Genomic DNA, 26,001 nt, shown 5'->3' with positions numbered 1-26,001 from the left:
ACCCATTTGCACACAGAGTTATCCACAAAGCCGTCAGAATCTCTAACCTCATATTACGGAATCCCATGGAAATCGACCTGGAATTCCCTATCCTATAAAGAAGAAACTAACGCATACCCGTTTTCTACTCTATATAAGGAGAGCAAACGGCAGTAGCCCCATAATCCCCCTACCATCTTTGAATTACGTATCCCATCAGGTGATAATAACCACACAATCAGTCATTCCAGGACCGTGATGAGAAACGCTCTGCAACGTACTGCTATACGCAAACGCCCGATGAAGCTCGGCACCACCGTGATCCTCATGGTCAGTGCTGTACTTTTCTCCGTGCTGCTCGTCGTTCATCTGATTTACTTCTCACAAATTAGCAATATGACGCGTGATGCCTTAGCGGACAAAGCCCTTGCGGTGGCCCGAACGCTGGCTGACTCCCCGGAGATCCGTCAGGCTCTGCAGAAAGCGCCTCAAGAAAGTGGCATTCAAGCGATTGCCCAAGCGGTGAATAAAAGCAACGACTTCCTGTTCATCGTCGTCACGAATATGCAAAGCATCCGTTATTCACATCCCGAGGCCCAGCGAATCGGCCAGCGGTTTAAAGGCGACGATATTTTGTTGGCTCTGGAAGGGAAAGAAAACGTCGCAATTAATCGCGGCTTTCTGGCTAAAGCACTGCGTGTGTTTACCCCCATCTATGACGAAAACCACCGCCAAATTGGCGTCGTGTCGATTGGCCTTGAGCTCAGCAGAGTCACTGAACAGATTAATAACAGTCGCGACAGTATCTTCTGGTCCGTCTTATTTGGTGTTCTGGTTGGCTTGTTGGGTACCTGGGTGTTGGTCAAGGTGCTCAAACGTATTCTGTTTGGCCTCGAACCCTATGAAATCTCCAACCTGTTTGAACAGCGCCAGGCGATGCTGCACTCTATAAAGGAAGGCGTAATTGCCGTTGACGACAGTGGTGAAGTCACGCTGATAAACCAGGCGGCCCAGGAACTGCTGGATTACCGCAAGTCACAAGACGATGCACAACTCTCCACGCTCAGTCATGCCTGGTCACAGGTGGTCGATTTTTCTGAAGTCTTACGTGATGGAACACCACGGCGCGATGAAGAGATCACCGTGAAAGACCGGCTACTGCTGATCAACACTGTGCCGGTCATCAGCAACGGTAAAATCATCGGTGCTATTTCAACGTTCAGGGATAAGACGGAAGTCCGTAAACTAATGCAACGCCTTGATGGTATGGTCAACTATGCCGATGCACTTCGTGAACGATCCCACGAATTCATGAATAAGTTGCACGTGATTCTGGGATTATTGCATCTGAAAAGTTATAAGCAGTTGGAAACTTATATAATTAAGACAGCCAACAACTATCAGGAAGAAATCGGCTCATTGCTGGGAAAAATAAAGTCCCCGGTTATCGCGGGATTTTTACTCAGTAAGATTAATCGCACATCCGATTTAGGCCATACCCTTGTCATTAGTAATGAAAGTCAATTACCGGAAAACAGCAATGAAGATCAAGTAACCGTGCTGATTACCGTTCTGGGGAATTTGATTGAAAACGCACTGGAAGCGTTAGGTCAAGAAGCCGGTGGTGAGATCAGCGTATCCTTACACTATCGACACGGCTGGTTACATTGTGAAGTTAATGACGATGGTCCGGGGATCGCTCCCGATCGCATTGACCACATCTTTGAGAAAGGCGTCTCGTCAAAAGGAAGCGAACGGGGCGTTGGTTTAGCGCTTGTTAAACAGCAGGTTGAAAGTGTTGGCGGCAATATCGCCGTCGAATCTGAACCTGGGATCTTCACCCAATTTTTTGTACAGTTACCGTGGAATGGTGAGAGGGCCAGCAGATGATCAATGTCTTAATTGTCGATGACGACGCAATGGTAGCGGAGTTAAATCGCCGATATGTGGCGCAGCTCTCCGGTTTTCATTGCTGTGGGACAGCGTCTACGCTGGAGAAAGCCAAAGAAATACTCTTTCATGGCGAACATCATATCGACCTGATTTTGTTAGACATTTATATGCAAAAAGAGAACGGTCTGGATCTGCTGCCCGTTCTGCATAGCGAAGGCTGCAAATGTGACGTCATTGTCATCTCTTCCGCCGCCGATGCTACCACCATTAAGGACTCGCTCCACTACGGGGTCGTCGATTATCTGATAAAACCTTTTCAGGCTTCCCGTTTTGAAGAAGCGCTTACCGGCTGGCTGCATAAAAAGACGGAGATGGAAAAACATCAGTACTATGAACAGTCGGAGCTTGATCAGTTGATTCACGGCAGTTCCTCTACCGAGCAGGAAACACGTCGCTTACCCAAAGGATTAACGCCTCAAACGTTACGTACCTTGTGCCAGTGGATTGATGAGCACCAGGATCAAGAGTTCTCTACTGATGAGTTGGCGAACGAAGTCAATATCTCGCGTGTGTCCTGTCGCAAGTACCTCATCTGGCTGGTCAATTGTCATATCTTATTTACCAGCATTCATTACGGCGTGACTGGCAGACCGGTGTATCGTTATCGCGTTCAGGCTGAGCATTATTCGCTGCTAAAACAATACTGCCAATAAACAGCATTACGGGGATTATTCGTTATATAAAAGTAACAGTTATTAAAATAATGAAAAATCCCCCTACTGCTGTCTTAGACAGCAGAATACTGAATTTGCGTTAGATCAAATATAATTGTATCCAGCATGTTAACGCTCTATTTTATTATTGACAAACATCACACTGTTTTTAATTTCAAAATCACTAACAAAAGTTAATTAAGTATTATCTAACTCGCAGAATGTGTATTTTTACCCCTAAAGGATTAGTCTGATTTTAACCAGACATAAAAATCTATATCGGTAGCAATGGAGAACATGCTACGTACTATGGACACCGTACATTTTTGTGAGCAAATAAAAGTATCCGTTCGCCAACCTCATAGCATCATGAACTGGCGTGAGCGTGATCACATAAATAATACACTCACCTATCCTGCCGGTGGTTCACGTAATAGTAGAATACGTAAAGCTGACGATAAGTTTCCGGTTAACCGGGACAACGTACCTACACGACAACATCAGCCAATGCTCTTCATAACATGCTCTGCTTCCCATCGCCTGAGGATTCTCTCCTCAGAACAAAGTCACAGAAAAAAGTTAAATATTTCCAATAACGTTTAAAAATTTTCTAGACAGATATTTGAACATTAATCACAAATACGGACATACCGAATATTGACCGCTTTCTGATGCTTATTACAGCATAAAAGAGTGTGGCACAGATCCATTTATCAAAAATTGACTGGGTTTTTCGCGAGGGTAAATAAAATGTTATTTAGTATACAGCTTCTTATAATATTAATATGTTTGTTTTATGGTGCCAGAAAGGGCGGTATCGCGCTGGGTTTGTTAGGCGGTATCGGTCTGGTCATTCTGGTTTTCGTGTTCCATCTCCAGCCGGGTAAACCGCCAGTAGACGTCATGCTGGTCATTATTGCCGTGGTCGCTGCTTCCGCAACTTTGCAGGCCTCCGGCGGTCTTGATGTTATGCTGCAAATTGCTGAAAAGCTGCTGCGTCGTAACCCAAAATACGTTTCCATCGTGGCACCGTTTGTCACCTGCACCCTGACTATCCTGTGTGGTACAGGTCACGTGGTGTACACCATTCTGCCTATCATCTATGACGTTGCGATTAAGAACAATATTCGCCCGGAACGTCCGATGGCGGCGAGTTCTATCGGTGCGCAGATGGGTATCATTGCCAGCCCGGTTTCCGTGGCCGTCGTGTCACTGGTCGCGATGCTGGGTAACGTAACGTTTGAAGGCAAGCACCTCGAATTCCTCGACCTGCTCGCTATCACCATCCCCTCTACCCTGCTGGGTATTCTGGCGATCGGTATCTTCAGCTGGTTCCGTGGTAAAGATCTGGACAAAGACGAAGATTTTCAGAAGTTCATTTCCGTTCCTGAAAACCACCACTATGTCTATGGCGACACCGCTACGCTGTTAGACAAAAAACTGCCGAAGAGCAACTGGCTGGCAATGTGGATCTTCCTGGCCGCTATCGCTGTTGTTGCCGTCCTGGGGGCGGTATCTGAACTGCGTCCTTCTTTTGGCGGCAAACCGCTGTCAATGGTTCTGGTTATCCAGATGTTCATGCTGCTGACTGGCGCACTGATTATCATCCTGACCAAAACCAACCCCGCATCTATCTCTAAAAATGAAGTCTTCCGTTCAGGTATGATCGCGATTGTAGCGGTGTACGGTATTGCCTGGATGGCGGAAACCATGTTCGGCGCACATATGTCTGAAATTCAGGGCGTACTGGGCGAGATGGTGAAAGAATATCCGTGGGCCTATGCGGTTGTCCTGCTGTTGGTCTCCAAGTTTGTAAACTCCCAGGCTGCGGCGCTGGCGGCTATCGTGCCGGTCGCGCTGGCTATCGGCGTTGATCCAGCGTACATCGTTGCCTCTGCTCCGGCATGCTACGGTTACTACATTCTGCCGACCTACCCCAGCGATCTGGCGGCCATTCAGTTTGACCGTTCCGGCACCACCCGCATTGGCCGCTTCGTCATTAACCACAGCTTCATTCTGCCTGGTTTGATCGGCGTAAGCGTATCCTGCGTATTTGGCTGGGTGTTCGCTGCTATGTACGGTTTCCTGTAATCACACTTCGCGTGCCGTCCATTTGTGTACGGCACGCTACTCATAAAATGCAGAACAATTTACGTTTCTGATAAAAAAGAAAAGGTTGGAAGCAAATGTCAAAAGTTGAATTCACTTACCAGGCGCCTTTCCCGCTGGGGGAAGACAAAACTGAGTACTATCTGCTGACATCCGATCACGTCAGCGTCGGCGAGTTTGAAGGCGAGACAATCCTCAAGGTAGAACCAGAAGCACTGACGCTCCTGGCCCAGCAAGCCTTCCACGATGCCTCCTTCATGCTCCGCCCGGAACACCAGCAGCAAGTCGCCTCCATTCTTCACGATCCAGAAGCCAGCGAAAACGATAAGTACGTGGCGCTGCAATTCCTGAGAAACTCTGAAATCGCCGCCAAAGGCGTGCTGCCAACCTGTCAGGATACCGGCACGGCTATTATCATGGGTAAAAAAGGCCAGCGCGTCTGGACCGGTGGCGGGGACGAAGCCGCGCTCTCCAAAGGTGTCTTTAATACCTACATTGAAGATAACCTGCGCTATTCACAAAACGCCGCACTGGATATGTACAAAGAGGTCAATACCGGGACGAACCTGCCCGCGCAAATCGACCTGTACAGCGTGGATGGTGACGAATACAAATTCCTGTGTGTGGCCAAAGGCGGCGGCTCAGCAAACAAAACGTACCTCTATCAGGAAACCAAAGCACTGCTGACCCCCGGTAAGCTGAAAAATTACCTGGTCGATAAGATGCGCACGCTGGGTACGGCGGCCTGCCCGCCTTACCACATCGCCTTTGTCATTGGTGGCACCTCAGCAGAAAGCACCCTCAAAACGGTGAAACTGGCCAGCACGCACTACTACGACGCGCTGCCGACCGAAGGTAATGCCCATGGTCAGGCGTTCCGTGACGTTCAACTGGAACAAGAACTGCTTGAAGAAGCACAGAAACTGGGTCTCGGCGCACAGTTTGGCGGCAAATACTTCGCACACGATATCCGCGTGATCCGCTTGCCTCGCCACGGTGCATCTTGCCCGGTAGGCATGGGTGTATCCTGCTCTGCCGACCGTAACATCAAGGCCAAAATTAATCGCGACGGTATCTGGATTGAAAAACTGGAGCATAATCCAGCCCAGTACATTCCTGAATCACTGCGTCAGGCTGGTGAAGGTGAAGCAGTTAAGGTTGACCTGAACCGCCCGATGAAAGAGATCCTCGCCCAGCTTTCTCAATACCCGGTATCTACGCGCTTGTCGTTAAGCGGCACCATCATTGTGGGTCGCGACATTGCCCATGCGAAGCTGAAAGAGCGTATTGATTCCGGTGAAGGTCTGCCGCAGTACGTGAAAGATCACCCGATCTACTACGCGGGTCCGGCAAAAACACCAGCGGGTTATCCATCAGGCTCCTTAGGCCCAACCACCGCGGGTCGTATGGACTCCTACGTTGATCTGCTGCAATCCCACGGCGGCAGCATGATCATGCTGGCGAAAGGGAACCGCAGCCAGCAGGTGACCGACGCCTGCCATAAACACGGCGGCTTCTACTTAGGCAGCATCGGCGGTCCGGCGGCAGTACTGGCGCAGCAGAGCATTAAGCATCTGGAATGCGTGGAGTATCCGGAACTGGGTATGGAAGCTATCTGGAAAATCGAAGTCGAAGATTTCCCGGCTTTCATCCTGGTCGATGACAAAGGCAACGATTTCTTCCAGCAAATTGTCAGCAAGCAATGCGCTAACTGCGCGAAGTAACCTATCTGGCCCGGCACCGGACTGCTCCCAATCGTTGGACACCCAACCGTTGAGGGCAGCCCGGTGATCCCCCCGGGCCACTCTCCCCCTCAATAACGGGTATTGAATTTTTATCACGCCCGATAAATAGTAGCCTTTTCGACTACTCGCGAAATCACCATGATCCGCACACTGAATACTTCGATACTGAATACTGCTGCACTGGTGCTGGCACTCATTCTTGCCTATACCGGCTTCTGCGCCACAGAAAAAATCACCTGGCTGATGGAAGTCACGCCGGTCATTATTGTGGTGCCGCTACTGCTGGCCACGACCAGACGCTATCCGCTGACGCCGCTGCTCTACACGCTGATTTTCTTGCATGCCATCATTCTGATGGTGGGCGGTATGTACACCTACGCTAAGGTGCCGATTGGCTTTGACGTTCAGGAGTGGCTGAATCTGAGCCGCAACCCTTATGACAAGCTGGGCCACTTCTTCCAGGGGCTGGTACCAGCCCTCACGGCCAGAGAGATTTTAGTACGCGGCAATATTGTCCGTGGGCGTAAGATGTTGGCGTTTTTAGTCTGCTGTGTCGCGCTGGCTATCAGCGCCACCTATGAACTGCTTGAATGGTGGGCAGCGCTGGCGATGGGTCAGGGCGCAGATGATTTCCTTGGCACGCAGGGCGATCCGTGGGATACCCAGTCAGATATGTTCTGTGCCCTGCTCGGCGCATTAACCACGGTGATACTGCTGGCGCGGGTTCATTGTCGGCAGTTGCGCCGCTATGGGTTAATAACCGCAAACTGAGTCAGCAGCCCTCTGACCCCGGCAATATCACTATCAGCCAAAAAAATAATTCCCCTGTCGATAAACGACGGGGAAAAATCGCCAAATTCGCCAATCAACCATTTGTTTTTAAAAAATAAAAACACAAAATCGCCTGATTTTCACCCCCTTTACTCCCGTATTTATCAGGTAAATACTTGCCCTCGTCACACATCCTCCACTACGGGAAACAGACGATGAAAGTATTAATTGTTGAAAGCGAATTTCTGCATCAGGACACCTGGGTCGGCCACGCGGTCGAACGTCTGGCGGACGCTCTAAGTCGGCAAAATGTGACCGTCATTAAGTCCACATCATTCGATGATGGTTACGCCATCCTGGCCGCCAATGAAGCCATTGACTGCCTGATGTTCAGCTACCAAATGGAACAACAGGACGAACACCTCAACGTCAGGCAATTGATCGGCAAGCTTCACGAACGCCAGCAAAATGTTCCCGTTTTCCTGCTGGGCGATCGGGAAAAAGCTACCGCATCGCTGGATCGCGATCTGCTGGAGCTTGTCGATGAATTCGCCTGGATTCTGGAAGATACTGCCGACTTTATCGCCGGGCGCGCCGTTGCGGCAATGACCCGTTATCGCCAGCAGCTTCTGCCGCCACTGTTCAGCGCATTGATGAAATACGGCGACATCCATGAATATTCCTGGGCCGCACCGGGCCACCAGGGCGGCGTCGGATTTACCAAAACCCCTGCGGGTCGTTTCTACCATGATTACTACGGCGAAAATCTGTTCCGTAGCGATATGGGTATCGAACGCGCCTCTCTCGGCTCACTGCTTGACCACACCGGCGCATTTGGCGAGAGTGAAAAATATGCCGCCCGCGTCTTTGGCGCTGACCGTTCGTGGTCCGTAGTGGTCGGCACATCCGGCTCTAACCGCACCATCATGCAGGCCTGCATGACCGACAACGACGTGGTCGTTCTGGATCGAAACTGCCATAAATCGATCGAGCAGGGGCTGATCCTCACCGGGGCAAAACCGGTGTATATGGTGCCAAGCCGTAACCGTTACGGCATTATCGGGCCTATCTACCCGCAGGAAATGCAGCCGGAAACGTTGCAGAAAAAAATCAGCGAAAGCCCGCTGACACAAGGTAAAGCCGGGCAAAAGCCATCTTACAGCGTGGTCACTAACTGTACCTACGACGGCGTCTGCTACAACGCGAAAGAAGCGCAAGACCTGCTGGCACAAACCAGCGATCGTATACACTTCGATGAAGCCTGGTACGGCTATGCGCGCTTCAACCCGATTTACAACGACCACTACGCCATGCGTGGAGAGCCGGGCGACCATAACGGCCCCACCGTATTTGCCACGCACTCCACCCACAAACTGCTGAATGCGCTGTCACAGGCCTCTTACATCCACGTGCGTGAAGGCCGTGGAGCGGTGAATTTCTCCCGCTTTAACCAGGCGTATATGATGCACGCCACCACCTCACCGCTGTATGCCATCTGCGCCTCAAACGACGTGGCGGTCTCAATGATGGACGGTAATAGCGGCCTGTCGCTCACTCAGGAAGTGATCGACGAAGCGGTTGATTTCCGCCAGGCAATGGCGCGGTTATACAAAGAATTCACCGCCGAGGGCGACTGGTTCTTCAAACCATGGAACAAAGAGGTGGTCACCGATCCACAAACCGGCAAAACCTACGACTTCGCGGATGCACCGACCCAACTGCTGACCACCAACCAGAATTGCTGGGTGATGCGCCCGGGTGAATCCTGGCACGGCTTTAAAGACCTGCCGGATAACTGGAGCATGCTGGACCCGATTAAGGTCAGCATTCTGGCACCAGGAATGGGCGACGACGGCGAGCTGGAAGAAAATGGCGTGCCGGCCGCGCTGGTCACCGCCTGGCTTGGTCGTCACGGTATCGTACCGACCCGCACCACCGACTTCCAGATTATGTTCCTGTTCTCAATGGGGATCACCCGCGGGAAATGGGGCACGCTTATCAACACGCTGTGTTCCTTCAAGCACCATTACGATGCCAATACCCCGCTGTCACAGGTGATGCCGGAACTGGTAGAGGAACATCCTGACACTTACGCCAACATGGGCATTCACGATCTGGGCGACACCATGTTCGCCTGGCTGAAAGAAAATAACCCAGGTAGCCGCCTCAATGCGGCTTACTCCGGCCTGCCTGTCGCTGAAATCACCCCGCGCGAAGCCTATAACGCAATCGTGAGCAACAACGTTGAGATGGTAGCCATCGAAAATCTGCCGGGCCGTATTGCCGCCAATTCCGTTATCCCTTACCCACCGGGAATCCCGATGCTGCTGTCCGGGGAAAACTTTGGCGATGCCAATAGCCCACAGATAAGTTACCTGCGTTCGTTGCAATCCTGGGACCATAACTTCCCTGGCTTTGAACATGAAACCGAAGGAACGGAAATTATCGACGGCATGTATCACGTCATGTGCGTGAAAGCATAATGTCGCTTTATAGATAGTCCGATGTTTAAGGTAGACATGTCATGCTTGAGTAATTCCTGAGTATTGCTGCAAAACAATAACATTGTCATACCTTTTGCGCGGGGCCACCCCGCGCTTTTTTTATGCAGCGAAAACACGTTGCCACTCGCGTAAATTATTATGTACACCCCAATAATCCCCACAGATATTGTAATTCCTATGAATCACGCTATTTTATCGCAGGTTTTGATTCATCATACAATTCCATTTAACCGGTATTACTCACCCTTCGGCGAGCGACGGTATTTTATATTCATATTCCAGGAGTTCGGGTATGAGGGTTTGCAGCAAAGAAGCTTGTGTTGTTGTATTAACGGAGAAAGATGTTTGGTTAAGGATTAACGGTAAAGAAGCCATCAGTTTAAAAGCCAACCACATGGCACTGGTGGCATGTGATAATAATATTATCGACTTCTCTTCACTCAATAACGCCCTGGTGGTTCACATCAGTCGCGACATTATTAAAGATTACTTACGATTTTTAAATAAAGATCTCTCACAAATCCCCCTCTGGCAACGCAGTGCCAGCCCGGTAATGACCGCTGCCTGCCTGACGCCGGATGTGTTTCGGGTCGCCGCCCAGCACAGCGTGATGGAAACGCTGAACGAAGGGGAGGCAGAACGGACGCGTGCACTGCTGTTCACCGTGCTATCACGCTTTCTCGACAGCAAAAAGTTTCTCCCGCTGCTGATGCATATGTTACGCAGTCGTATTAGCGACAGCGTTTATCACATCATTGAGAGTGATATTCATAAAGACTGGAACTTGAGTCTGGTCGCCAGTTGCCTGTGCCTGAGCCCCAGTTTGTTAAAGAAAAAGCTCAAAAATGAAAATACAAGTTACAGCCAAATAATTACCACCTGTCGCATGCGTTATGCCGTCAATCAATTATTGATGGACGGAAAAAACATATCTCAGGTGTCACAACTGTGCGGATATAACAGTACGTCATACTTCATCTCTGTATTCAAAGAGTTCTACGGGATGACCCCACTGCATTATGTTAGCCTGCACCGGGAACAAACGGCCGCCTGATTTTTAATCATTTAGCAATAAGCCATAATAATATCAGCATTGGCGATACTCCCCTTTCGCCATAATTCAATCATCTTCTGCGGAGGTATGATACGTCGTCATTTATCCTTATCAGGAGTTAAGAAATATGTCGACGGATGCTGATGCTCACAAAGTGGGCTTAATCCCCGTCACCTTAATGGTGTCGGGGAATATTATGGGTTCCGGTGTATTCCTGTTACCCGCCAATCTGGCGTCAACTGGCGGGATTGCAATCTACGGATGGCTAGTCACGATTATCGGCGCGCTGGCGCTGTCGATGGTGTATGCCAAAATGTCGTCCTTAGACTCCAGTCCCGGTGGTTCTTACGCGTATGCCCGCCGCTGCTTCGGTCCCTTCTTAGGCTATCAAACCAACGTCCTGTACTGGCTGGCCTGCTGGATCGGTAACATCGCGATGGTGGTCATTGGCGTGGGTTACCTGAGCTACTTTTTCCCCATCTTAAAAGATCCGCTGGTGTTAACGCTGACCTGCGTCGCCGTACTGTGGGTCTTCGTGTTGCTGAATATCGTCGGGCCGAAAATGATCACCCGCGTGCAGGCCATTGCTACCGTGCTGGCACTGGTGCCCATTGTCGGGATTGCCGTCTTCGGCTGGTTCTGGTTTCGCGGTGAAACCTATATGGCAGCCTGGAACGTCAGCGGCATGAACACCTTCGGCGCGATCCAAAGCACCTTGAACGTCACCCTGTGGTCATTCATCGGGGTAGAAAGTGCTTCTGTGGCTGCGGGCGTGGTCAAAAACCCTAAACGTAACGTGCCTATCGCCACCATTGGCGGGGTACTGATTGCCGCCGTCTGCTACGTACTTTCCACCACCGCGATTATGGGTATGATCCCTAACGCGGCGCTGCGCGTTTCGGCTTCACCATTCGGCGATGCGGCACGCATGGCATTGGGCGACACCGCAGGCGCGATTGTCTCCTTCTGCGCAGCGGCCGGGTGTCTCGGCTCACTGGGTGGCTGGACGTTACTTGCCGGACAAACCGCAAAAGCGGCGGCCGACGACGGTCTGTTCCCACCGATTTTCGCCCGTGTCAACAAAGCCGGTACACCGGTTGCCGGGTTAATTATCGTCGGGATCCTGATGACTCTCTTCCAGTTCAGCAGCATGTCACCGAACGCCGCCAAAGAGTTTGGCCTGGTCTCTTCTGTCTCGGTCATCTTCACGCTGGTGCCTTACCTGTATACCTGTGCCGCCCTGCTGCTGCTGGGCCATGGTCACTTTGGTAAAGCACGTCCCCTGTACTTGCTGGTCACCTTCGTGGCATTTATCTACTGCATCTGGGCGGTGGTCGGCTCGGGCGCCAAAGAGGTGATGTGGTCATTCGTGATGCTGATGATCATCACCGCGCTGTATGCCCTTAATTACAACCGGATCCATAAAAATCCGTATCCACTGGATGCCCCAGTTAACAATAATTAATGTAAGCAGCAGGGGTGCATATAGGCCGGACAAGGCATCGCAGCCATCCGGTATTAAGCCAATCTTAAGTTCTTAAGGTTGGCTTAACTTTACTTTGCGAGGATCTGCCCCACTTAGTCGATGGAATTTCCTCTTCATGTTAAAGCACCTGTTTAAAAGACCGACTCTCGGGCACATCAGCTGGCTGCTGCTGATCTCTTTTTATCTGGCCACCTTTCTGAACGTTGCGTTCTATAAGCAGGTGCTGCAAGAGCTCCCGCTGGATTCCCTGCGCAACGTGCTGGTGTTTTTGTCGATGCCGGTGGTGGCCTTCAGCGTCATGAACATTGTGCTGACGCTGGCTTCATTCCTGTGGCTTAACCGCCCGTTGGCCTGCATTTTCATTCTGCTGGGCGCTTCTGCCCAGTATTTCATCATGACCTACGGCATCATCATCGACCGTTCGATGATCGCCAATATGATGGATACCACGCCCGCTGAAACCTTCGCTCTGCTGACGCCGCAAATGATCGTCACGCTCGGGGTGAGCGGTATTCTGGCGGCGATCATCGCCTGCTGGATCAAAGTTAAACCAACGACGCCGGTATTGCGTAGCGTGCTGTACCGGGGGGCAAATATCCTGGTCTCGGTACTGCTGATCGTGCTGGTCGCCGCCTTCTTCTACAAAGATTACGCCTCGCTGTTTCGCAATAACAAAGAGCTGGTTAAATCCCTCAGCCCGTCCAACAGCATCGTCGCCACCTCGTCCTGGTATTCACACCAGCGCCTGGCCGATTTGCCACTGGTGCGTATTGGCGAAGATGCCCACCGCAATCCGTTAATGCTGAAAGAAAAGCGTAAAAATCTCACCATCGTGGTGCTGGGAGAAACCTCGCGCGGGGATAACTTCTCGCTGTCGGGGTATTCACACCAGACCAACCCGCGGCTGGAAAAAGATGACGTGGTCTATTTCCCGCGCACCACGTCCTGCGGGACGGCGACGGCGGTGTCCGTCCCCTGCATGTTCTCCGACATGCCGCGCGCACACTACGATGAAGAGCTGGCACACCACCAGGAAGGCGTACTTGATGTCATTCAGCGGGCGGGAATCAACGTGCTGTGGAATGATAACGACGGCGGCTGCAAAGGCGCATGCGACCGCGTACCGCATCAGAATATGACCAAGCTAAATCTGCCGGGGCAGTGCATCGACGGTGAATGCTACGACGACGTTCTGTTCCACGGGCTGGAAGAGTACATTAACCATCTTCAGGGCGACGGCGTGATTGTGCTGCATACCATCGGCAGCCACGGCCCGACCTATTACAACCGCTATCCGCCGCAGTTCAAGAAATTTACCCCAACCTGCGACACCAATGAGATCCAAACCTGCTCGCAGCAACAACTGGTGAATACCTACGACAATACCATCCTGTATGTTGACTATATTGTTGATAAAGCAATCAATATACTGAAAGCACATCAGGACAATTTCACCACCAGCCTGGTCTATCTTTCCGATCACGGTGAATCGTTAGGGGAAAACGGCGTCTATTTACACGGCCTGCCGTATTCCATTGCGCCAGCAACACAAAAGCATGTACCGATGCTGCTGTGGTTGTCAGAGGACTACCAGCAGCGCTACCAGATCTCGCAAACATGTTTGCAAAAACGGGCCAGCGCAGAAGATTTCTCCCAGGATAATTTATTCTCAACCCTGCTGGGATTAACGGGCGTACAAACCAGGAATTACCAGGCGGCAGATGATATTCTGCACCCGTGCCGGGGAGGCTAACTGAATGAAAATTCTGATTGTTGAAGACGATACGCTGTTATTACAGGGACTGATCCTTGCCGCCCAAACGGAAGGCTATGCCTGCGACGGCGTGTCAACCGCCCGTGCCGCAGAGCAGTGCCTGGAGACTGCGCATTATAGTCTGGTGGTACTGGATCTCGGTTTACCTGATGAAGACGGCCTGCACTTTCTCAACCGCATCAGGCAGAAAAAATACACGATTCCGGTGCTGATCCTCACCGCCCGCGACACGCTCAAAGACCGGGTTGCCGGGCTGGACGTCGGTGCCGATGACTATCTGGTCAAACCGTTCGCGCTGGAAGAACTGCATGCCCGTATTCGGGCCTTGCTGCGCCGCCATAACAATCAGGGCGAGAGCGAGTTGACTGTCGGTAACCTGATGCTGAACATTGGTCGTCGCCAGGTATGGATGGACGGGCAAGAGGTTATCTTAACGCCGAAAGAGTACGCGCTGCTGTCGCGCTTGATGCTCAAAGCGGGCAGCCCGGTACACCGGGAAATCCTGTATAACGATATCTACAGTTGGGAGAACGAACCGTCGACAAATACGCTGGAAGTTCACATTCATAACCTGCGCGATAAAGTGGGTAAAGCCCGTATTCGCACGGTCAGGGGATTTGGCTACATGCTGGTCGCCACTGAGGAAAACTAAGTGAAGCTGATACGTTATTTAAAACAGCCGCTGCCGCTGCGCCATCGTTTGATGATAACGATCGGCCTGATTCTGGTGGTCTTTCAGCTGATTAGCACCTTCTGGCTGTGGCATGAAAGCACCGAACAAATACAGCTGTTCGAACAGGCGTTGCGCGAAAACCGTAACAACGATCGCCACATCATGCATGAGATCCGCGAGGCTATCGCCAGCCTGATCGTCCCCGGTCTCTTTATGGTCAGCCTGACGCTGCTGATTTGCTATCAGGCAGTGCGACGGATCACCCGCCCGCTTGCCAACCTGCAAAAAGAGTTAGAAGCGCGCACGGCCGATAACCTGACCCCTATAGAGATCCGCAGCTCTACCGTTGAGATACAGGCGGTCGTCACGGCACTGAATCAGCTGGTGACGCGACTCACCAACACTCTCGACAATGAGCGTCTGTTTACTGCCGACGTCGCTCACGAGCTGCGCACACCGTTATCTGGCGTTCGCCTGCACCTGGAATTACTGTCAAAAACCCACAACGTGGACGTTTCACCGCTTATTGCCCGCTTAGACCAAATGATGGACTGCGTGTCGCAGCTGCTGCAGCTTGCCCGCGTGGGTCAGTCGTTTTCAGCGGGGAATTACCAGCATGTCAAACTGCTGGAGGACGTCATACTGCCTGCCTACGATGAACTCAGCACTATGCTGGATCAGCGGCAACAAACGCTTCTATTACCCGAGAGCGCTGCCGATGTCGTGGTGCGTGGCGACGTTACGCTGTTGCGTATGCTGCTGCGTAACTTAGTCGAAAACGCGCATCGTTACAGCCCGGAGGGCAGTAATATTAGGATTAGCCTGAATACTAGCCCGGAAGCGCGGATGGTCGTTGAAGACGAAGGGCCGGGCATTGATGAAAGTAAATGCGGGGAGTTAAGCAAAGCGTTTGTGCGCATGGACAGTCGTTTTGGCGGTATTGGACTGGGGCTGAGCATTGTCAGCCGCATCACCCAGCTCCATCGCGGGCAATTCTTTTTGCAAAATCGCACGGGAGCCACCGGCACCCGAGCCAGCGTAGTACTGGAGCAAGATCAGTAAGAGCTCACCCACACGTACACAAAGCTGCTCACAATCAGCAGGCTGCACACGGTGGTTAAACTTTCATAGATACGGGTTTTCATGACACTCTCCTCCGATAGTATGGAGGAGAGTTTGCCTGACAGAGATTAAGCCAACCTTAAGGCCACGCGCCGGATGGCGGCTAACGCCTTATCCGGCCTACTGACTACAACGCTACCCGTAGGCCTGAAAGCGGCGCGCCGTCAGGCAGTAACACGATTACTCATCAATACGCGGATGCTGCTGGACCAGGCGTGAACGCTTAACCTGCAAATCCGCAATTTCCTGATCGATATCTTCAATCTTCTGCTCGATATTATCGTAGTGCTCGCCGAGGATTTCTTTCGCTTCCTGAATATCCGAAGCAGCAGGCGTCGCCCCTTTCAGCGGCTGGTTAGCGGTCTCTTTCATGGTTATACCGGTAATTAAACCGACCACCGCAACCACCATCAGATAGTAAGCCGGCATCATCAGGTTCTGCGAACTTTCCACCAGCCAGGCGGCCAGCGTCGGTGTCAGACCAGCAATCAGTACCGAAATATTAAATGCCGCAGCCAGCGCACTGTAACGAATGTGCGTCGGGAACATTGCCGGTAACGTTGACGCCATCACCCCGGTAAAGCAGTTGAGGATCACCGCCAGCATCAGTAAACCGGCAAAAATCAGGCCGATGACGTTACTGTTAATCAGGATGAAGGCCGGGATGGCCAGCACAAACAGCGCAATACTGCCCATGATCACAAACGGTCGACGCCCGAAACGGTCACTCAGCAGCCCCATTATCGGTTGCACAAACAGCATACCAATCATAATGGCGATAATAATCAGCACACCGTGATCTTCAGAGTAATGCAGGTTATGCGACAGATAGCTCGGCATGTAGGTGAGCAGCATGTAATAGGTGACGTTGGTGGCAATCACCAGACCGGTACACGCCAGCAGACTACGCCAGTGTTTAGTGGCGATTTCTTTAAACGAAACCTTCGGCCCTTCCTGCAGCCCCTGGCGATCGCCCTGTTCCAGCTTATCGACATGCTGCTGAAACGCCGGGGTTTCTTCCAGCGCGTGGCGCAGATACAGACCAATCAGTCCTAACGGCAGCGCGATGAAGAACGGAATACGCCAGCCCCACTCAAGGAAGTTTTCCTCACCGACGACGGTCGAGATCAGCACGACTACGCCCGCACCCAGCACAAACCCGGCAATCGAGCCAAAGTCCAGCCAGCTGCCCATAAATCCGCGCTTACGGTCCGGGGAGTATTCCGCGACGAAAATCGAAGCACCGGTGTATTCCCCGCCCACCGAGAATCCCTGCGCCATCTTACACAGCAGCAGCAATATTGGCGCCCAGATACCAATCGAGGCATACGACGGGATAAGCCCAATACAGAAGGTGCTTATCGACATAATGACAATGGTGATAGCGAGGATCTTCTGGCGACCGTATTTATCGCCGAGCATACCGAAGAACAGTCCGCCAAGCGGTCGAATCAGAAAGGGAACGGAGAAGGTGGCGAGTGCAGCAACCATCTGCACGCTGGGGTCAGCCCCCGGAAAGAACACTTTACCTAATGCGTAAGCAACAAATCCATAAACGCCAAAATCGAACCATTCCATCGCATTACCCAGCGACGCTGCGGTAATGGCTTTTCGCAGTTTACCGTCATCAATAATGGTGACGTCGCGAAGCGTAATGGGTTTTATTTTTTTCCTTTTTAGCATACCAGTCCTCATAGACTTAGCCCTGTCGCGCACGAGACTCTCCCAACGCAGCATGCGCTAAGGTCATCGCCGAGCGGGGAATGCACAGGCGCAATCCCTGTAACAAGCGTAGCAGGTTTACTTACACTGAACGGCAATGCGCAGTACAACCGAACCTGTTGACGCCTGATTGGGCGGTTAATGACCTCTTTACCCTAACAGTGTTTAAATCTGTGATCAACTTCACACATAGTATTTCATTTCGTCAACCTGCGTAAATAAGGTCATTCTTAGTCAACTTTTTTACACACCAGGGTTGCGATTAATTCCCTATTTACTACAAGTAAAAATCGATTTTCAGCATCAACAATCACGAACGTCATTATTACCCTGCCAGGTAAAAAAACACCTAATCCCGTTACAACTTATTCACAGGTTTTTTAATAATCGGAAGCTTTAGGAATTTTTGCGTGAAATATGTGATGAAGATAACTAAAACGCTGTTTTATTTTGATTGAATCATCGTTCTTATGAATGCACACTAATTCCAGACGCACTATCCCTGGGGGCAATGACATGCTCAACGTATGCCGCGTTAGATTTTAAAAAACAAAGAGATAGCTATTTTTCTTTGTTAAGACTTACGAATAACCTGTTGAATTTAAATAATATTTTGTTTTATTGCGCATTTATCATCGGCGATAAGATATGAGGACGTTTATGAAAATTAAGGCCACGATTGAACGCATCCCCGGCGGAATGATGTTGATTCCTCTGTTATTAGGTGCGGTGTTAAATACGTTAGCTCCCGATACCGGTGCGTATTTCGGTTCATTTACTAAAGGGATGATTAGCGGCACCGTTCCCATTCTGGCCGTGTGGTTCTTTTGTATTGGTGCTTCTATTGATTTACGGGCAACCGGCACGGTATTACGCAAGTCCGGTACGCTGGTATTAACCAAAATCGCCGTGGCCTGGGCAGTGGCAATGATCGCCGCATCATTCATTCCTGATACCGGTATTCAAACAGGATTCTTTGCGGGTCTTTCCGTGCTGGCAATTGTCTCTGCAATGGACATGACCAACGGCGGTCTGTACGCCAGCCTGATGAACCAGTACGGCACTAAAGAAGAGTCCGGCGCATTTGTCCTGATGTCTCTGGAATCCGGCCCGCTGATGACCATGGTCATTCTGGGTTCTGCAGGTCTCGCCTCCTTTGAGCCACACCATTTCGTTGGCGCCGTATTACCATTCCTGATTGGTTTTACGTTGGGTAACCTGGATCACGACCTGCGTACCTTCTTCAGCAAAGCGACGCCGGTACTGATTCCGTTCTTCGGTTTCGCACTGGGGAACACCATTAACCTGAGCGTTATCGTTGATACCGGTCTGCTGGGTATCCTGCTGGGTGTCGCGGTCATCGTGATTACCGGTATCCCGCTGATTATTGCTGACCGTGTGATTGGTGGCGGGAACGGTACGGCGGGCGTAGCGGCGTCTTCTGCAGCCGGTGCTGCGGTAGCAAACCCGGTCATTATCGCCCAGATTAACCCGGCATTTGAACCGGTTGCCGCCTCCGCTACCGCGTTGGTTGCCGCCAGCGTGATTGTCACGGCGATTCTGGTCCCGATTATCACCGCCCTGTACGCCAAACGTTTTAACAAAACACCGGTCGTCACAGAATCGACAACCGCGCCGGCTGACTCGTTACATCACTAAGTCTGCTGCGTACTCACCGTCCCTTCTCAGCCTCTGCGAGGGGACGGTGCAAAAATCTCCTCAACCATCGCATCCACCAGTCGCTTCGCCGAACACAGTCGCGGCATCCCCAGCGCCACATTTTGCCAACGCTGCGTCACCGACCCGCTCACCGGATGCTGCTCCATATCACACCAGTCGCCCAACCAACTCAGCATATCGTTATGCTCGCGTGATCCCCCTGCGGTAGGTGAACTGAGCCATTGATGATAATAATGACGCGTGGTGGGTGCGGCATTCACACTGTGCGCCAGCGCCTGGGTCGCCATAGTGCGTAGATTATCTTTGAGCATCGCCACCACATCGGCATTGCCCAGCCGACAAGCATCACCAAACGCGCCCCAGCGCAGCTCTTCCAGCGCGACAAAACAACGCCCCGGCAGCGACCAGCCGTCATACGCCCCTGCCCGCCAACGGGTAAAAATTTGTTCGCTGTGTTCACCCGCCTGAACGGTCAGCCCGCGCTGCGTCAGCGCCTTCTCTTTATAAGCACTGCGTTGGCTAAACCAGCTGGAGAGCGTATTGATCTGCTGCATAATGCCGGGCGTGGATTGCCCGCGCGGACGTTCCGTCTCTTGCAGGAACGCCAATCCTTCGGTAATACGCACCAGCGCCAGATGACCGGGGTCAATCATGCTCGCCAGTTTTTCCACCAGCTTCAGGCGCATCATCAGATTCTCGCTGGAGACGCCCGCCAGAACCCACGCCCGCAGCTGTGTCTGGGATAACACTTCCTGCGTCAGGCGCGCGCGCAGACGCTGCTGCTGTTGCAGAAAACCGCCGGAACGTTTGGTTTCATCTCCCTGAACCAGATCGACCATAAACTTTGGGTAGACGCACTCCAGCGCCCGCCCGGGGCCTTCCAGTAACACGTTAGTCATGTATGCTCAGCTGCAAAAAGAGTATGGATATCATCACGTAGCAAGCGGGAGTCTTCATAAATCCATGACGCAATCGTAATACGGTGCTGCAGTTGTTCACTCAATGCGCTCACAGCAGATTCATTTTGCTGACGCAGGATCAGACTCTCACGCAGGCTCGCCTGCAATTGCGTCAGACACAGCGAAAAATCGGCAAAAAACGTCGCCATGCCTGCCGTAACAGAAATATCGACCTGCGCCACTAAAGCTTTACGAATTTGTTGGCAAAACAGCGTAACGTACTGCCCAAGGCTGTTGTGCAGTGCGTTGATATCAATCAGGTACCGCGTTTTTGCGGCGACATCATCATTCCATCCCCAGTTCGGCTGATTCAGCCAACGTGAGAACGTATCCCGCACTCCGCCTGCGGAGGATGTGCCTTCATCCAACGGCGTATCCTGCTCAATCGCTTCGTTAAACAACTGGCGGGTATTGAAGTTAAACATCGCCGAATGAAACGCCGGAAAGCGGATCCGGGCACGGAATCCGGCATGGCTCAACTCTTCTTTCACCCGCTGCTCAATGGGTCGTATGGCGTCATTTAACGCCCGCGACAACGTCGACTCAAGTTGCTCAAAGCGCAGGGCTAAATCGCGGCTGATACTCTCCTGTGCCGCCAGCAGGACGACTTCACAGGCGGAACGAATTTTATCTAACACAATTTTCGCTTGCCCTTCATCATGCAGCACCAGCATTTCTCCGGCCATTTCCGCCGCCGCAACGCCCGATCCCATACCGTGTCGTGACATCCTCAGCACGCTTTCTTTTTCAAACAGCCTATCGATACTGCCCAGGATCTCAGCCTGCTGCTGATTGAGAAACGCGGTGGTCGCCTCCAGTGCCAGATCAACTTCGTGTTTAACCTCATCGCTGACCTGCTCCTGACCCACCTGGATCTGCTGCATATCCTCTTCAATATGGTCGATGTTCAGCTGCAGCTTGTCACACGCGACCGTTAATCCGTGATAGCGAAATTCAAGGTATTCGTGTGCGCTTTGCGCATAATTCAACAGCTTATGGGACGCGGAGCGGAGCGCATAGAGCGAGGCATTCGCGTAGGCGGCATAAATAACATTCTGAATCGGCTGCTCAAACAGCGAGTCTTGCCACAGTAAATCGGCAGCATGCCGAATATGCTCGGTATCATCCAGATCGGCGGTACGCCAACGCCGACCCAGCGCCGCTTCGGCAAAATCCTGTACCCAGCGTTGTTGCTGGTGATCCGGCAGCCGCCCGTGAGTCATCAGTTCATGACGTGCGCGATTCGCCAGATACCCCCACATGGAAGACACCGGATAAATACGCTCAGGCGTAATACCGCCCTTCATCAACGTGCCAGAAATCAGCGCCCGCACCTGCTCTTCATCATCGCTATTACGGTCTTTTTGATCGAATTTATTAACCAGGGCATACAGCGGTACCGATTTACCCACCGCGGTGATCGCCTGGCGCACTTCCTCATCCGAAATCGACTTCAGTTGGGTATAGTCCATCACCGCCAGTACCGCAGACGCCCGCGCCAGCTGTTCCTTCAGCATCTTTTGTAAGTGCGGCTGTCCGGCTTCATTCGGCCCCGGCGTATCCAGCAGGGTTAACTGCCCCGGATAATTTGTCTGCCCGGCCAAATGCACAAACTCGACCTCAATCACCGGAATATGCTCAATGGCGGCGTACGCAGAAAAAGGAAAATCAACCTCCAGCGCTTTTGACAGACGCACCAGATCGTTCAGGCTCTTGAGGCACTGGAAAATAGGTTCGGCACCTAAATAGGTGCGCTCGAACGCCACACCGTTTTCAATACGCAGCAGCAGCGTATTCATATCTTTATCAATTTCCAGCTCATGGCTAAGAGACTGGCGATCGCACTCGCGCACACGCTGCTGCAAAGTTTTCATTAAGGCATCAATCGGCGCGACATGAGAAAAATACAACACCGGATCTTTCTGGCCTGGCGTATGGCGGATCAACGTCGGCAGGGCCGTCATCGGACGATTACGATTGGGTAACACTTCCGTCCCCACAATCGCATTAATCGTCGTCGACTTTCCCGCTTTCATCGTGCCGACAATGGCCAGTACCATTTCCAGACGCGTGACCTTCCGTAGCTCATTATTGAGCGTTGCTTGCTGGACATCCATGCCACGCGCAGTGAAATGCAGGGGCTGTACGTGCCCGCTATGCTCACCTTTTTTCAGCGCGACATCATCCAACGACGTCGTCGGCAATTTTTGCAACTGCCTGAGATGGTCAAGAGAGAGCATCAGCAAGCGTTCAGCTTCCTGACTTAATTCATATATTGTCTGTGTGTACATGGAAAATTCTTCCTTAACGCAAATAATCTTACTTTTATTTAGCCAAATCTTTTTATTTATGGACTTTCGGCTTTTATCATTACGTGTAGAAATAATTAAAATCAAAACAACCAATTGATATTATTAGAATAAATTTTATTTTATAACCGTTGGCCTGATGCCTCTCCCTTACTGTAATAAGCAAGGAAGATAAACAGAGTAGTTCAGTTTTAAAAAATGCCAGCTTAATCCCCCTACCTAAATTAAGGGGTATGCGGTATCCACTCACAATAACTCAGCTTGGCTGACAAGTCATGATACCGATGAATATTAGGTGGTTCGCCTCACCTTAACTTAAATAACAAAGCGGAGCAATTTCCCTTAAAAAATATTCCGCCAAACGTGCAAGTAGTGGAAAGTACAGGTATTGAGACCTTTATCTGCGCCGTGCCTCAGAGCTTAGTCAGACAGTAGTCCCGACAACCGCAGGGATTTTATGTATAATTGCGGCCTTTTTCGGCAATCTGCCATTTTTTGGGCGCTTTTGCCCCTGCTGACTTTTGAGGAAATCCACATGTCATTACCACACTGCCCACAATGCAACTCCGAATACACCTACGAAGATAACGGCATGTTCATCTGCCCGGAATGCGCTCACGAATGGAACGATGCTGAACCCGCGCATGACAGCGACGAACTGATCGTGAAAGACGCTAACGGTAACCTGCTGGCCGACGGCGACAGCGTAACCGTCGTGAAAGATCTGAAGGTCAAAGGTAGCTCTTCCATGCTGAAGATCGGTACCAAAGTGAAAAACATCCGCCTGGTGGAAGGCGACCACAACATCGATTGCAAGATTGATGGATTCGGACCGATGAAACTGAAATCCGAGTTTGTGAAAAAGAACTAATTTTGTTGGCCGGATAAGGCGTTAGTCGCCATCCGGCTTTTATTGCCCGGTGGCGCTTCGCTTACCAGGCCTACGCTAACTACACTTAACGGGCTTCTTTTACCTGAGGTAAAGATCATGTCGTTAAGTCCCTACATCTCTTTTGCAGGCAACTGCGCTGACGCCATTGCGTACTACCAACAGACGCTGGGCGCAGAACTGCTCTACAAAATCAACTTCGGTGAAATGCCCCAGTCGGCGCAGGACAGTGAAGAGGGTTGCCCTTCTGGAATGAAATTCCCTGATACCGCCATCGCCCACGCCAACCTGCGCGTTGCGGGCAGCGACATCATGATGAGCGACGGCGTCGCGACGGGAAAAGCCCATTACTCCGGCTTCACGCTGGTCCTCGACACGCAGGATGTCAACGAAGGGAAGCGCTGGTTTGACAACCTGGCAGCAACAGGTCAAATCGAAATGGACTGGCAGGAAACATTCTGGGCGCACGGTTTCGGTAAAGTCACCGACCAGTACGGTGTGCCGTGGATGATCAACGTCGTCAAACAGCAGCAGCCCCCCACGGAGTAATCCTACGGGAGGCTTGTCCTCCCGTACTGTCATCAAATATCGCTCAACTCTTCATCTTCGAGTAACCATCCCTTAACGAAAATGTCACATTAATCCGCCACGATGGGGCCACTTTTTTAGGGAGGCCGCATCATGCAAACGGTTATTCGCGTCGAGAAACTCTCCAAATCATTCAATCATCATCAGGCGCTGAATGCGGTTGATCTGACTATCCATTCCGGTGAGATGGTGGCTCTGCTTGGGCCATCTGGTTCCGGCAAATCCACCCTTTTACGTCATTTAAGCGGGTTGATTACCGGTGATAAATCGCCAGGTAGCCACGTCGAGCTATTAGGCCGCACGGTACAACGTGAAGGCCGACTGGCGCGTGACATCCGCAAAAGCCGTGCCCACACGGGCTATATCTTCCAACAGTTCAATCTGGTGAACCGTCTCACCGTGCTGGAGAACGTGCTGATTGGCGCGCTCGGCAGCACGCCGTTCTGGCGCACCGGTTTTAGCTGGTTTACGCCACAGCAGAAGCAACGGGCGTTACAGGCGCTGACCCGCGTTGGCATGGCGCACTTTGCCTACCAGCGCGTTTCTACGCTCTCCGGCGGACAGCAGCAGCGCGTCGCCATCGCCCGCGCCCTGATGCAACAGGCAAAAGTGATCCTCGCCGATGAGCCGATTGCCTCGCTGGACCCGGAATCTGCACGCATCGTGATGGACACCCTGCGCGACATTAACCAGACCGACGGCATCACCGTCGTGGTCACGCTGCATCAGGTGGATTACGCCCTGCGTTACTGCGAACGCATTGTTGCGCTGCGCCAGGGACACGTCTTCTACGACGGCAGCAGCCAACAGTTTGATAACGATCGTTTTGACCATCTCTACCGCAGCATGAACCGCGTCGACCAGAACGCACAGGCTGCCTGACATCCCCACAATGAGGAATGGAAATGAGTTATAAGACAGTTGCCGCGCTGGCCTTCACCAGCATGTTTAGTCTCAGCACCTTCTTAAGCCCGGCATATGCCGAAGAACAGGAAAAAGCGCTGAACTTTGGCATTATTTCGACCGAATCACAGCAAAACCTGAAGCCACAGTGGGAACCGTTCCTGAAGGACATGGAAAAATCGCTGGGCGTAAAAGTGAATGCCTTCTTCGCCCCGGACTACGCCGGGATCATCCAGGGCATGCGCTTTAACAAAGTCGATATCGCCTGGTACGGCAACCTCTCGGCGATGGAAGCGGTGGATCGCGCCAATGGGCAGGTCTTCGCCCAGACCGTCGCGGCAGACGGATCGCCGGGTTACTGGAGCGTATTGATCGTCAATAAAGACAGCCCGATCAACAACCTGAACGATCTGATCGCCAAACGTAAGGATCTCACCTTCGGCAACGGCGATCCAAACTCCACCTCGGGCTACCTCGTCCCTGGTTACTACGTCTTCGCAAAAAACAACATTGCTGCCAGCGACTTCAAGCGCACCGTTAACGCCGGGCATGAAACTAACGCCCTGGCCGTCGCCAACAAGCAGGTGGATGTTGCCACCAACAACACCGAAAACCTCGACAAGTTAAAAACCTCCGCACCGGAAAAATTGAAAGCACTGAAGGTGATCTGGAAATCGCCGCTGATCCCTGGCGATCCGATCGTCTGGCGCAAAAACCTCTCCGAAACCACCAAGGACAAGGTGTACGACTTCTTCATGAGCTATGGCAAAACGCCGGAAGAGAAAGCCACGTTGGAACGCCTGGGCTGGGCGCCGTTCCGTGCCTCCAGCGATCTGCAACTGGTACCGATTCGCCAGCTGGCGCTGTTTAAAGAGATGCAGGGCGTGAAGGATAACAAGGGCCTGAACGCGGAAGAGAAAACCAGCAAAACCTCGGTGATTAAAGCACAACTGGATGACCTCGACCGCCTGACCGCCGCGCTGGGTGCCATGACCAGCGTAAATAAAGCGGTGCAGTGATTTGTAGGCCTGATAAGCGCAGCGCCATCAGGCAATCGCGTAAATGCCGGATGGCGCTGCAAACACCTTATCCGGCCTACAACGCAAACACCTGTTCCAACGGAGCCAA

20 protein-coding genes are annotated in these 26,001 nt (G+C 51.8%); 16 read left to right on the top strand and 4 right to left on the bottom strand.

The features are described 5' to 3' along the window. The first annotated feature begins 237 nt into the window (after nucleotides 1-237). From FDW98_RS17350 to pmrB, 11 genes are all read left to right on the top strand, one after another. Nucleotides 238-1,869 carry a sensor histidine kinase gene (locus tag FDW98_RS17350; RefSeq protein WP_096758635.1) on the top strand — a complete coding sequence of 544 codons (1,632 nt, stop codon included), beginning with the start codon at nucleotides 238-240 and terminating at the stop codon, nucleotides 1,867-1,869. Beyond that, nucleotides 1,866-2,585 (top strand): two-component system response regulator DcuR, encoded by a 720-nt coding sequence (dcuR, locus tag FDW98_RS17345; RefSeq protein WP_096758636.1) that lies wholly within the window; start codon nucleotides 1,866-1,868, stop codon nucleotides 2,583-2,585. Before FDW98_RS17350 ends, dcuR begins: the two co-directional genes overlap by 4 nt. 750 nt (nucleotides 2,586-3,335) lie before the next feature. Next, nucleotides 3,336-4,676, top strand: coding sequence for an anaerobic C4-dicarboxylate transporter DcuB (gene dcuB / locus FDW98_RS17340; protein WP_096758637.1), 1,341 nt, complete (start codon nucleotides 3,336-3,338; stop codon nucleotides 4,674-4,676). 95 nt (nucleotides 4,677-4,771) lie between these two features. After that, a complete protein-coding gene (gene fumA / locus FDW98_RS17335; RefSeq protein WP_096758638.1) occupies nucleotides 4,772-6,418 on the top strand; it encodes a class I fumarate hydratase FumA in 1,647 nt (548 codons plus the stop codon). Between the two features lie 159 nt (nucleotides 6,419-6,577). Beyond that, a complete protein-coding gene (locus tag FDW98_RS17330) occupies nucleotides 6,578-7,210 on the top strand; it encodes a DUF2238 domain-containing protein (protein ID WP_096758639.1) in 633 nt (210 codons plus the stop codon). A 215-nt stretch (nucleotides 7,211-7,425) separates the two neighbouring features. Continuing rightward, on the top strand, nucleotides 7,426-9,693 hold the full coding sequence (gene adiA / locus FDW98_RS17325) for an arginine decarboxylase (protein ID WP_096758640.1): 2,268 nt from the start codon (nucleotides 7,426-7,428) through the stop codon (nucleotides 9,691-9,693). A gap of 313 nt (nucleotides 9,694-10,006) precedes the next feature. Next, a complete protein-coding gene (locus FDW98_RS17320) occupies nucleotides 10,007-10,768 on the top strand; it encodes an AraC family transcriptional regulator (protein WP_096758641.1) in 762 nt (253 codons plus the stop codon). Nucleotides 10,769-10,895: 127 nt separating this feature from the next. After that, on the top strand, nucleotides 10,896-12,233 hold the full coding sequence (gene adiC / locus FDW98_RS17315) for an arginine/agmatine antiporter (protein WP_096758642.1): 1,338 nt from the start codon (nucleotides 10,896-10,898) through the stop codon (nucleotides 12,231-12,233). Between the two features lie 136 nt (nucleotides 12,234-12,369). Then, complete coding sequence (gene eptA / locus FDW98_RS17310; protein ID WP_096758643.1) at nucleotides 12,370-14,007, top strand: phosphoethanolamine transferase EptA; 1,638 nt, start codon at nucleotides 12,370-12,372, stop codon at nucleotides 14,005-14,007. A gap of 4 nt (nucleotides 14,008-14,011) precedes the next feature. Further along, a complete protein-coding gene (gene pmrA / locus FDW98_RS17305) occupies nucleotides 14,012-14,680 on the top strand; it encodes a two-component system response regulator PmrA (protein ID WP_096758644.1) in 669 nt (222 codons plus the stop codon). 9 nt (nucleotides 14,681-14,689) lie between these two features. Next, nucleotides 14,690-15,763: a two-component system sensor histidine kinase PmrB gene (pmrB, locus tag FDW98_RS17300; RefSeq protein WP_170975222.1), complete on the top strand. Its 1,074-nt coding sequence runs from the start codon at nucleotides 14,690-14,692 to the stop codon at nucleotides 15,761-15,763. Here pmrB and pmrR read toward each other — a convergent pair. After that, a complete protein-coding gene (gene pmrR / locus FDW98_RS17295) occupies nucleotides 15,757-15,846 on the bottom strand; it encodes an LpxT activity modulator PmrR (RefSeq protein WP_096758646.1) in 90 nt (29 codons plus the stop codon). The two genes, pmrB and pmrR, sit on opposite strands and share 7 nt — an antisense overlap. A gap of 157 nt (nucleotides 15,847-16,003) precedes the next feature. Continuing rightward, a complete protein-coding gene (proP, locus tag FDW98_RS17290) occupies nucleotides 16,004-17,506 on the bottom strand; it encodes a glycine betaine/L-proline transporter ProP (protein ID WP_096758647.1) in 1,503 nt (500 codons plus the stop codon). 699 nt (nucleotides 17,507-18,205) lie between these two features. On the opposite strand from proP, the gene kdgT reads away from it, so the two are divergent. Next, nucleotides 18,206-19,204 carry a 2-keto-3-deoxygluconate transporter gene (gene kdgT, locus FDW98_RS17285; protein WP_096758648.1) on the top strand — a complete coding sequence of 333 codons (999 nt, stop codon included), beginning with the start codon at nucleotides 18,206-18,208 and terminating at the stop codon, nucleotides 19,202-19,204. 26 nt (nucleotides 19,205-19,230) lie between these two features. Here the strand turns inward: kdgT and FDW98_RS17280 are convergent, their stop codons facing one another. Then, on the bottom strand, nucleotides 19,231-20,124 hold the full coding sequence (locus FDW98_RS17280; protein ID WP_096758649.1) for a diguanylate cyclase regulator RdcB family protein: 894 nt from the start codon (nucleotides 20,122-20,124) through the stop codon (nucleotides 19,231-19,233). Beyond that, entirely contained in the window at nucleotides 20,121-22,475 is a 2,355-nt protein-coding gene (gene crfC, locus FDW98_RS17275) for a clamp-binding protein CrfC (RefSeq protein WP_096758650.1), read from the bottom strand. The genes FDW98_RS17280 and crfC overlap by 4 nt, the downstream gene beginning before the upstream one ends. A gap of 553 nt (nucleotides 22,476-23,028) precedes the next feature. Between crfC and FDW98_RS17270 the strand changes: the two genes are divergently transcribed. The 4 genes from FDW98_RS17270 to phnD all read left to right on the top strand — a co-directional run bounded on the left by FDW98_RS17270 (nucleotide 23,029) and on the right by phnD (nucleotide 25,892). Beyond that, complete coding sequence (locus tag FDW98_RS17270; RefSeq protein WP_096758651.1) at nucleotides 23,029-23,364, top strand: zinc ribbon domain-containing protein YjdM; 336 nt, start codon at nucleotides 23,029-23,031, stop codon at nucleotides 23,362-23,364. 117 nt (nucleotides 23,365-23,481) lie between these two features. Beyond that, nucleotides 23,482-23,931: a VOC family metalloprotein YjdN gene (gene yjdN / locus FDW98_RS17265; protein WP_096758652.1), complete on the top strand. Its 450-nt coding sequence runs from the start codon at nucleotides 23,482-23,484 to the stop codon at nucleotides 23,929-23,931. A gap of 132 nt (nucleotides 23,932-24,063) precedes the next feature. Next, on the top strand, nucleotides 24,064-24,852 hold the full coding sequence (gene phnC / locus FDW98_RS17260; RefSeq protein ID WP_096758653.1) for a phosphonate ABC transporter ATP-binding protein: 789 nt from the start codon (nucleotides 24,064-24,066) through the stop codon (nucleotides 24,850-24,852). Between the two features lie 23 nt (nucleotides 24,853-24,875). Next, nucleotides 24,876-25,892, top strand: coding sequence for a phosphonate ABC transporter substrate-binding protein (gene phnD / locus FDW98_RS17255; RefSeq protein ID WP_096758654.1), 1,017 nt, complete (start codon nucleotides 24,876-24,878; stop codon nucleotides 25,890-25,892). Nucleotides 25,893-26,001: the final 109 nt, after the last annotated feature.

This window comes from Citrobacter sp. wls711 (assembly GCF_005281055.1).
GTDB classification, from domain to species: Bacteria; Pseudomonadota; Gammaproteobacteria; order Enterobacterales; family Enterobacteriaceae; genus Citrobacter; species Citrobacter gillenii.
Note: the sequence above shows the minus strand (reverse complement) of the source record. Positions and strands in the feature narration are given on the sequence as shown.

Bases quoted from the DNA above. Each gene is read 5' to 3' on its own strand.
- FDW98_RS17270 (WP_096758651.1), top strand. From the start codon at position 23,029: ATGTCATTACCACACTGCCCACAATGCAACTCCGAATACACCTACGAA.
- phnD (WP_096758654.1), top strand. From the start codon at position 24,876: ATGAGTTATAAGACAGTTGCCGCGCTGGCCTTCACCAGCATGTTTAGT.
- FDW98_RS17320 (WP_096758641.1), top strand. From the start codon at position 10,007: ATGAGGGTTTGCAGCAAAGAAGCTTGTGTTGTTGTATTAACGGAGAAA.
- adiA (WP_096758640.1), top strand. From the start codon at position 7,426: ATGAAAGTATTAATTGTTGAAAGCGAATTTCTGCATCAGGACACCTGG.
- pmrR (WP_096758646.1), bottom strand. From the start codon at position 15,846: ATGAAAACCCGTATCTATGAAAGTTTAACCACCGTGTGCAGCCTGCTG.
- crfC (WP_096758650.1), bottom strand. From the start codon at position 22,475: ATGTACACACAGACAATATATGAATTAAGTCAGGAAGCTGAACGCTTG.
- dcuB (WP_096758637.1), top strand. From the start codon at position 3,336: ATGTTATTTAGTATACAGCTTCTTATAATATTAATATGTTTGTTTTAT.
- fumA (WP_096758638.1), top strand. From the start codon at position 4,772: ATGTCAAAAGTTGAATTCACTTACCAGGCGCCTTTCCCGCTGGGGGAA.
- FDW98_RS17280 (WP_096758649.1), bottom strand. From the start codon at position 20,124: ATGACTAACGTGTTACTGGAAGGCCCCGGGCGGGCGCTGGAGTGCGTC.
- phnC (WP_096758653.1), top strand. From the start codon at position 24,064: ATGCAAACGGTTATTCGCGTCGAGAAACTCTCCAAATCATTCAATCAT.
- eptA (WP_096758643.1), top strand. From the start codon at position 12,370: ATGTTAAAGCACCTGTTTAAAAGACCGACTCTCGGGCACATCAGCTGG.
- adiC (WP_096758642.1), top strand. From the start codon at position 10,896: ATGTCGACGGATGCTGATGCTCACAAAGTGGGCTTAATCCCCGTCACC.
- pmrA (WP_096758644.1), top strand. From the start codon at position 14,012: ATGAAAATTCTGATTGTTGAAGACGATACGCTGTTATTACAGGGACTG.
- kdgT (WP_096758648.1), top strand. From the start codon at position 18,206: ATGAAAATTAAGGCCACGATTGAACGCATCCCCGGCGGAATGATGTTG.
- proP (WP_096758647.1), bottom strand. From the start codon at position 17,506: ATGCTAAAAAGGAAAAAAATAAAACCCATTACGCTTCGCGACGTCACC.
- FDW98_RS17350 (WP_096758635.1), top strand. From the start codon at position 238: ATGAGAAACGCTCTGCAACGTACTGCTATACGCAAACGCCCGATGAAG.
- dcuR (WP_096758636.1), top strand. From the start codon at position 1,866: ATGATCAATGTCTTAATTGTCGATGACGACGCAATGGTAGCGGAGTTA.
- yjdN (WP_096758652.1), top strand. From the start codon at position 23,482: ATGTCGTTAAGTCCCTACATCTCTTTTGCAGGCAACTGCGCTGACGCC.
- FDW98_RS17330 (WP_096758639.1), top strand. From the start codon at position 6,578: ATGATCCGCACACTGAATACTTCGATACTGAATACTGCTGCACTGGTG.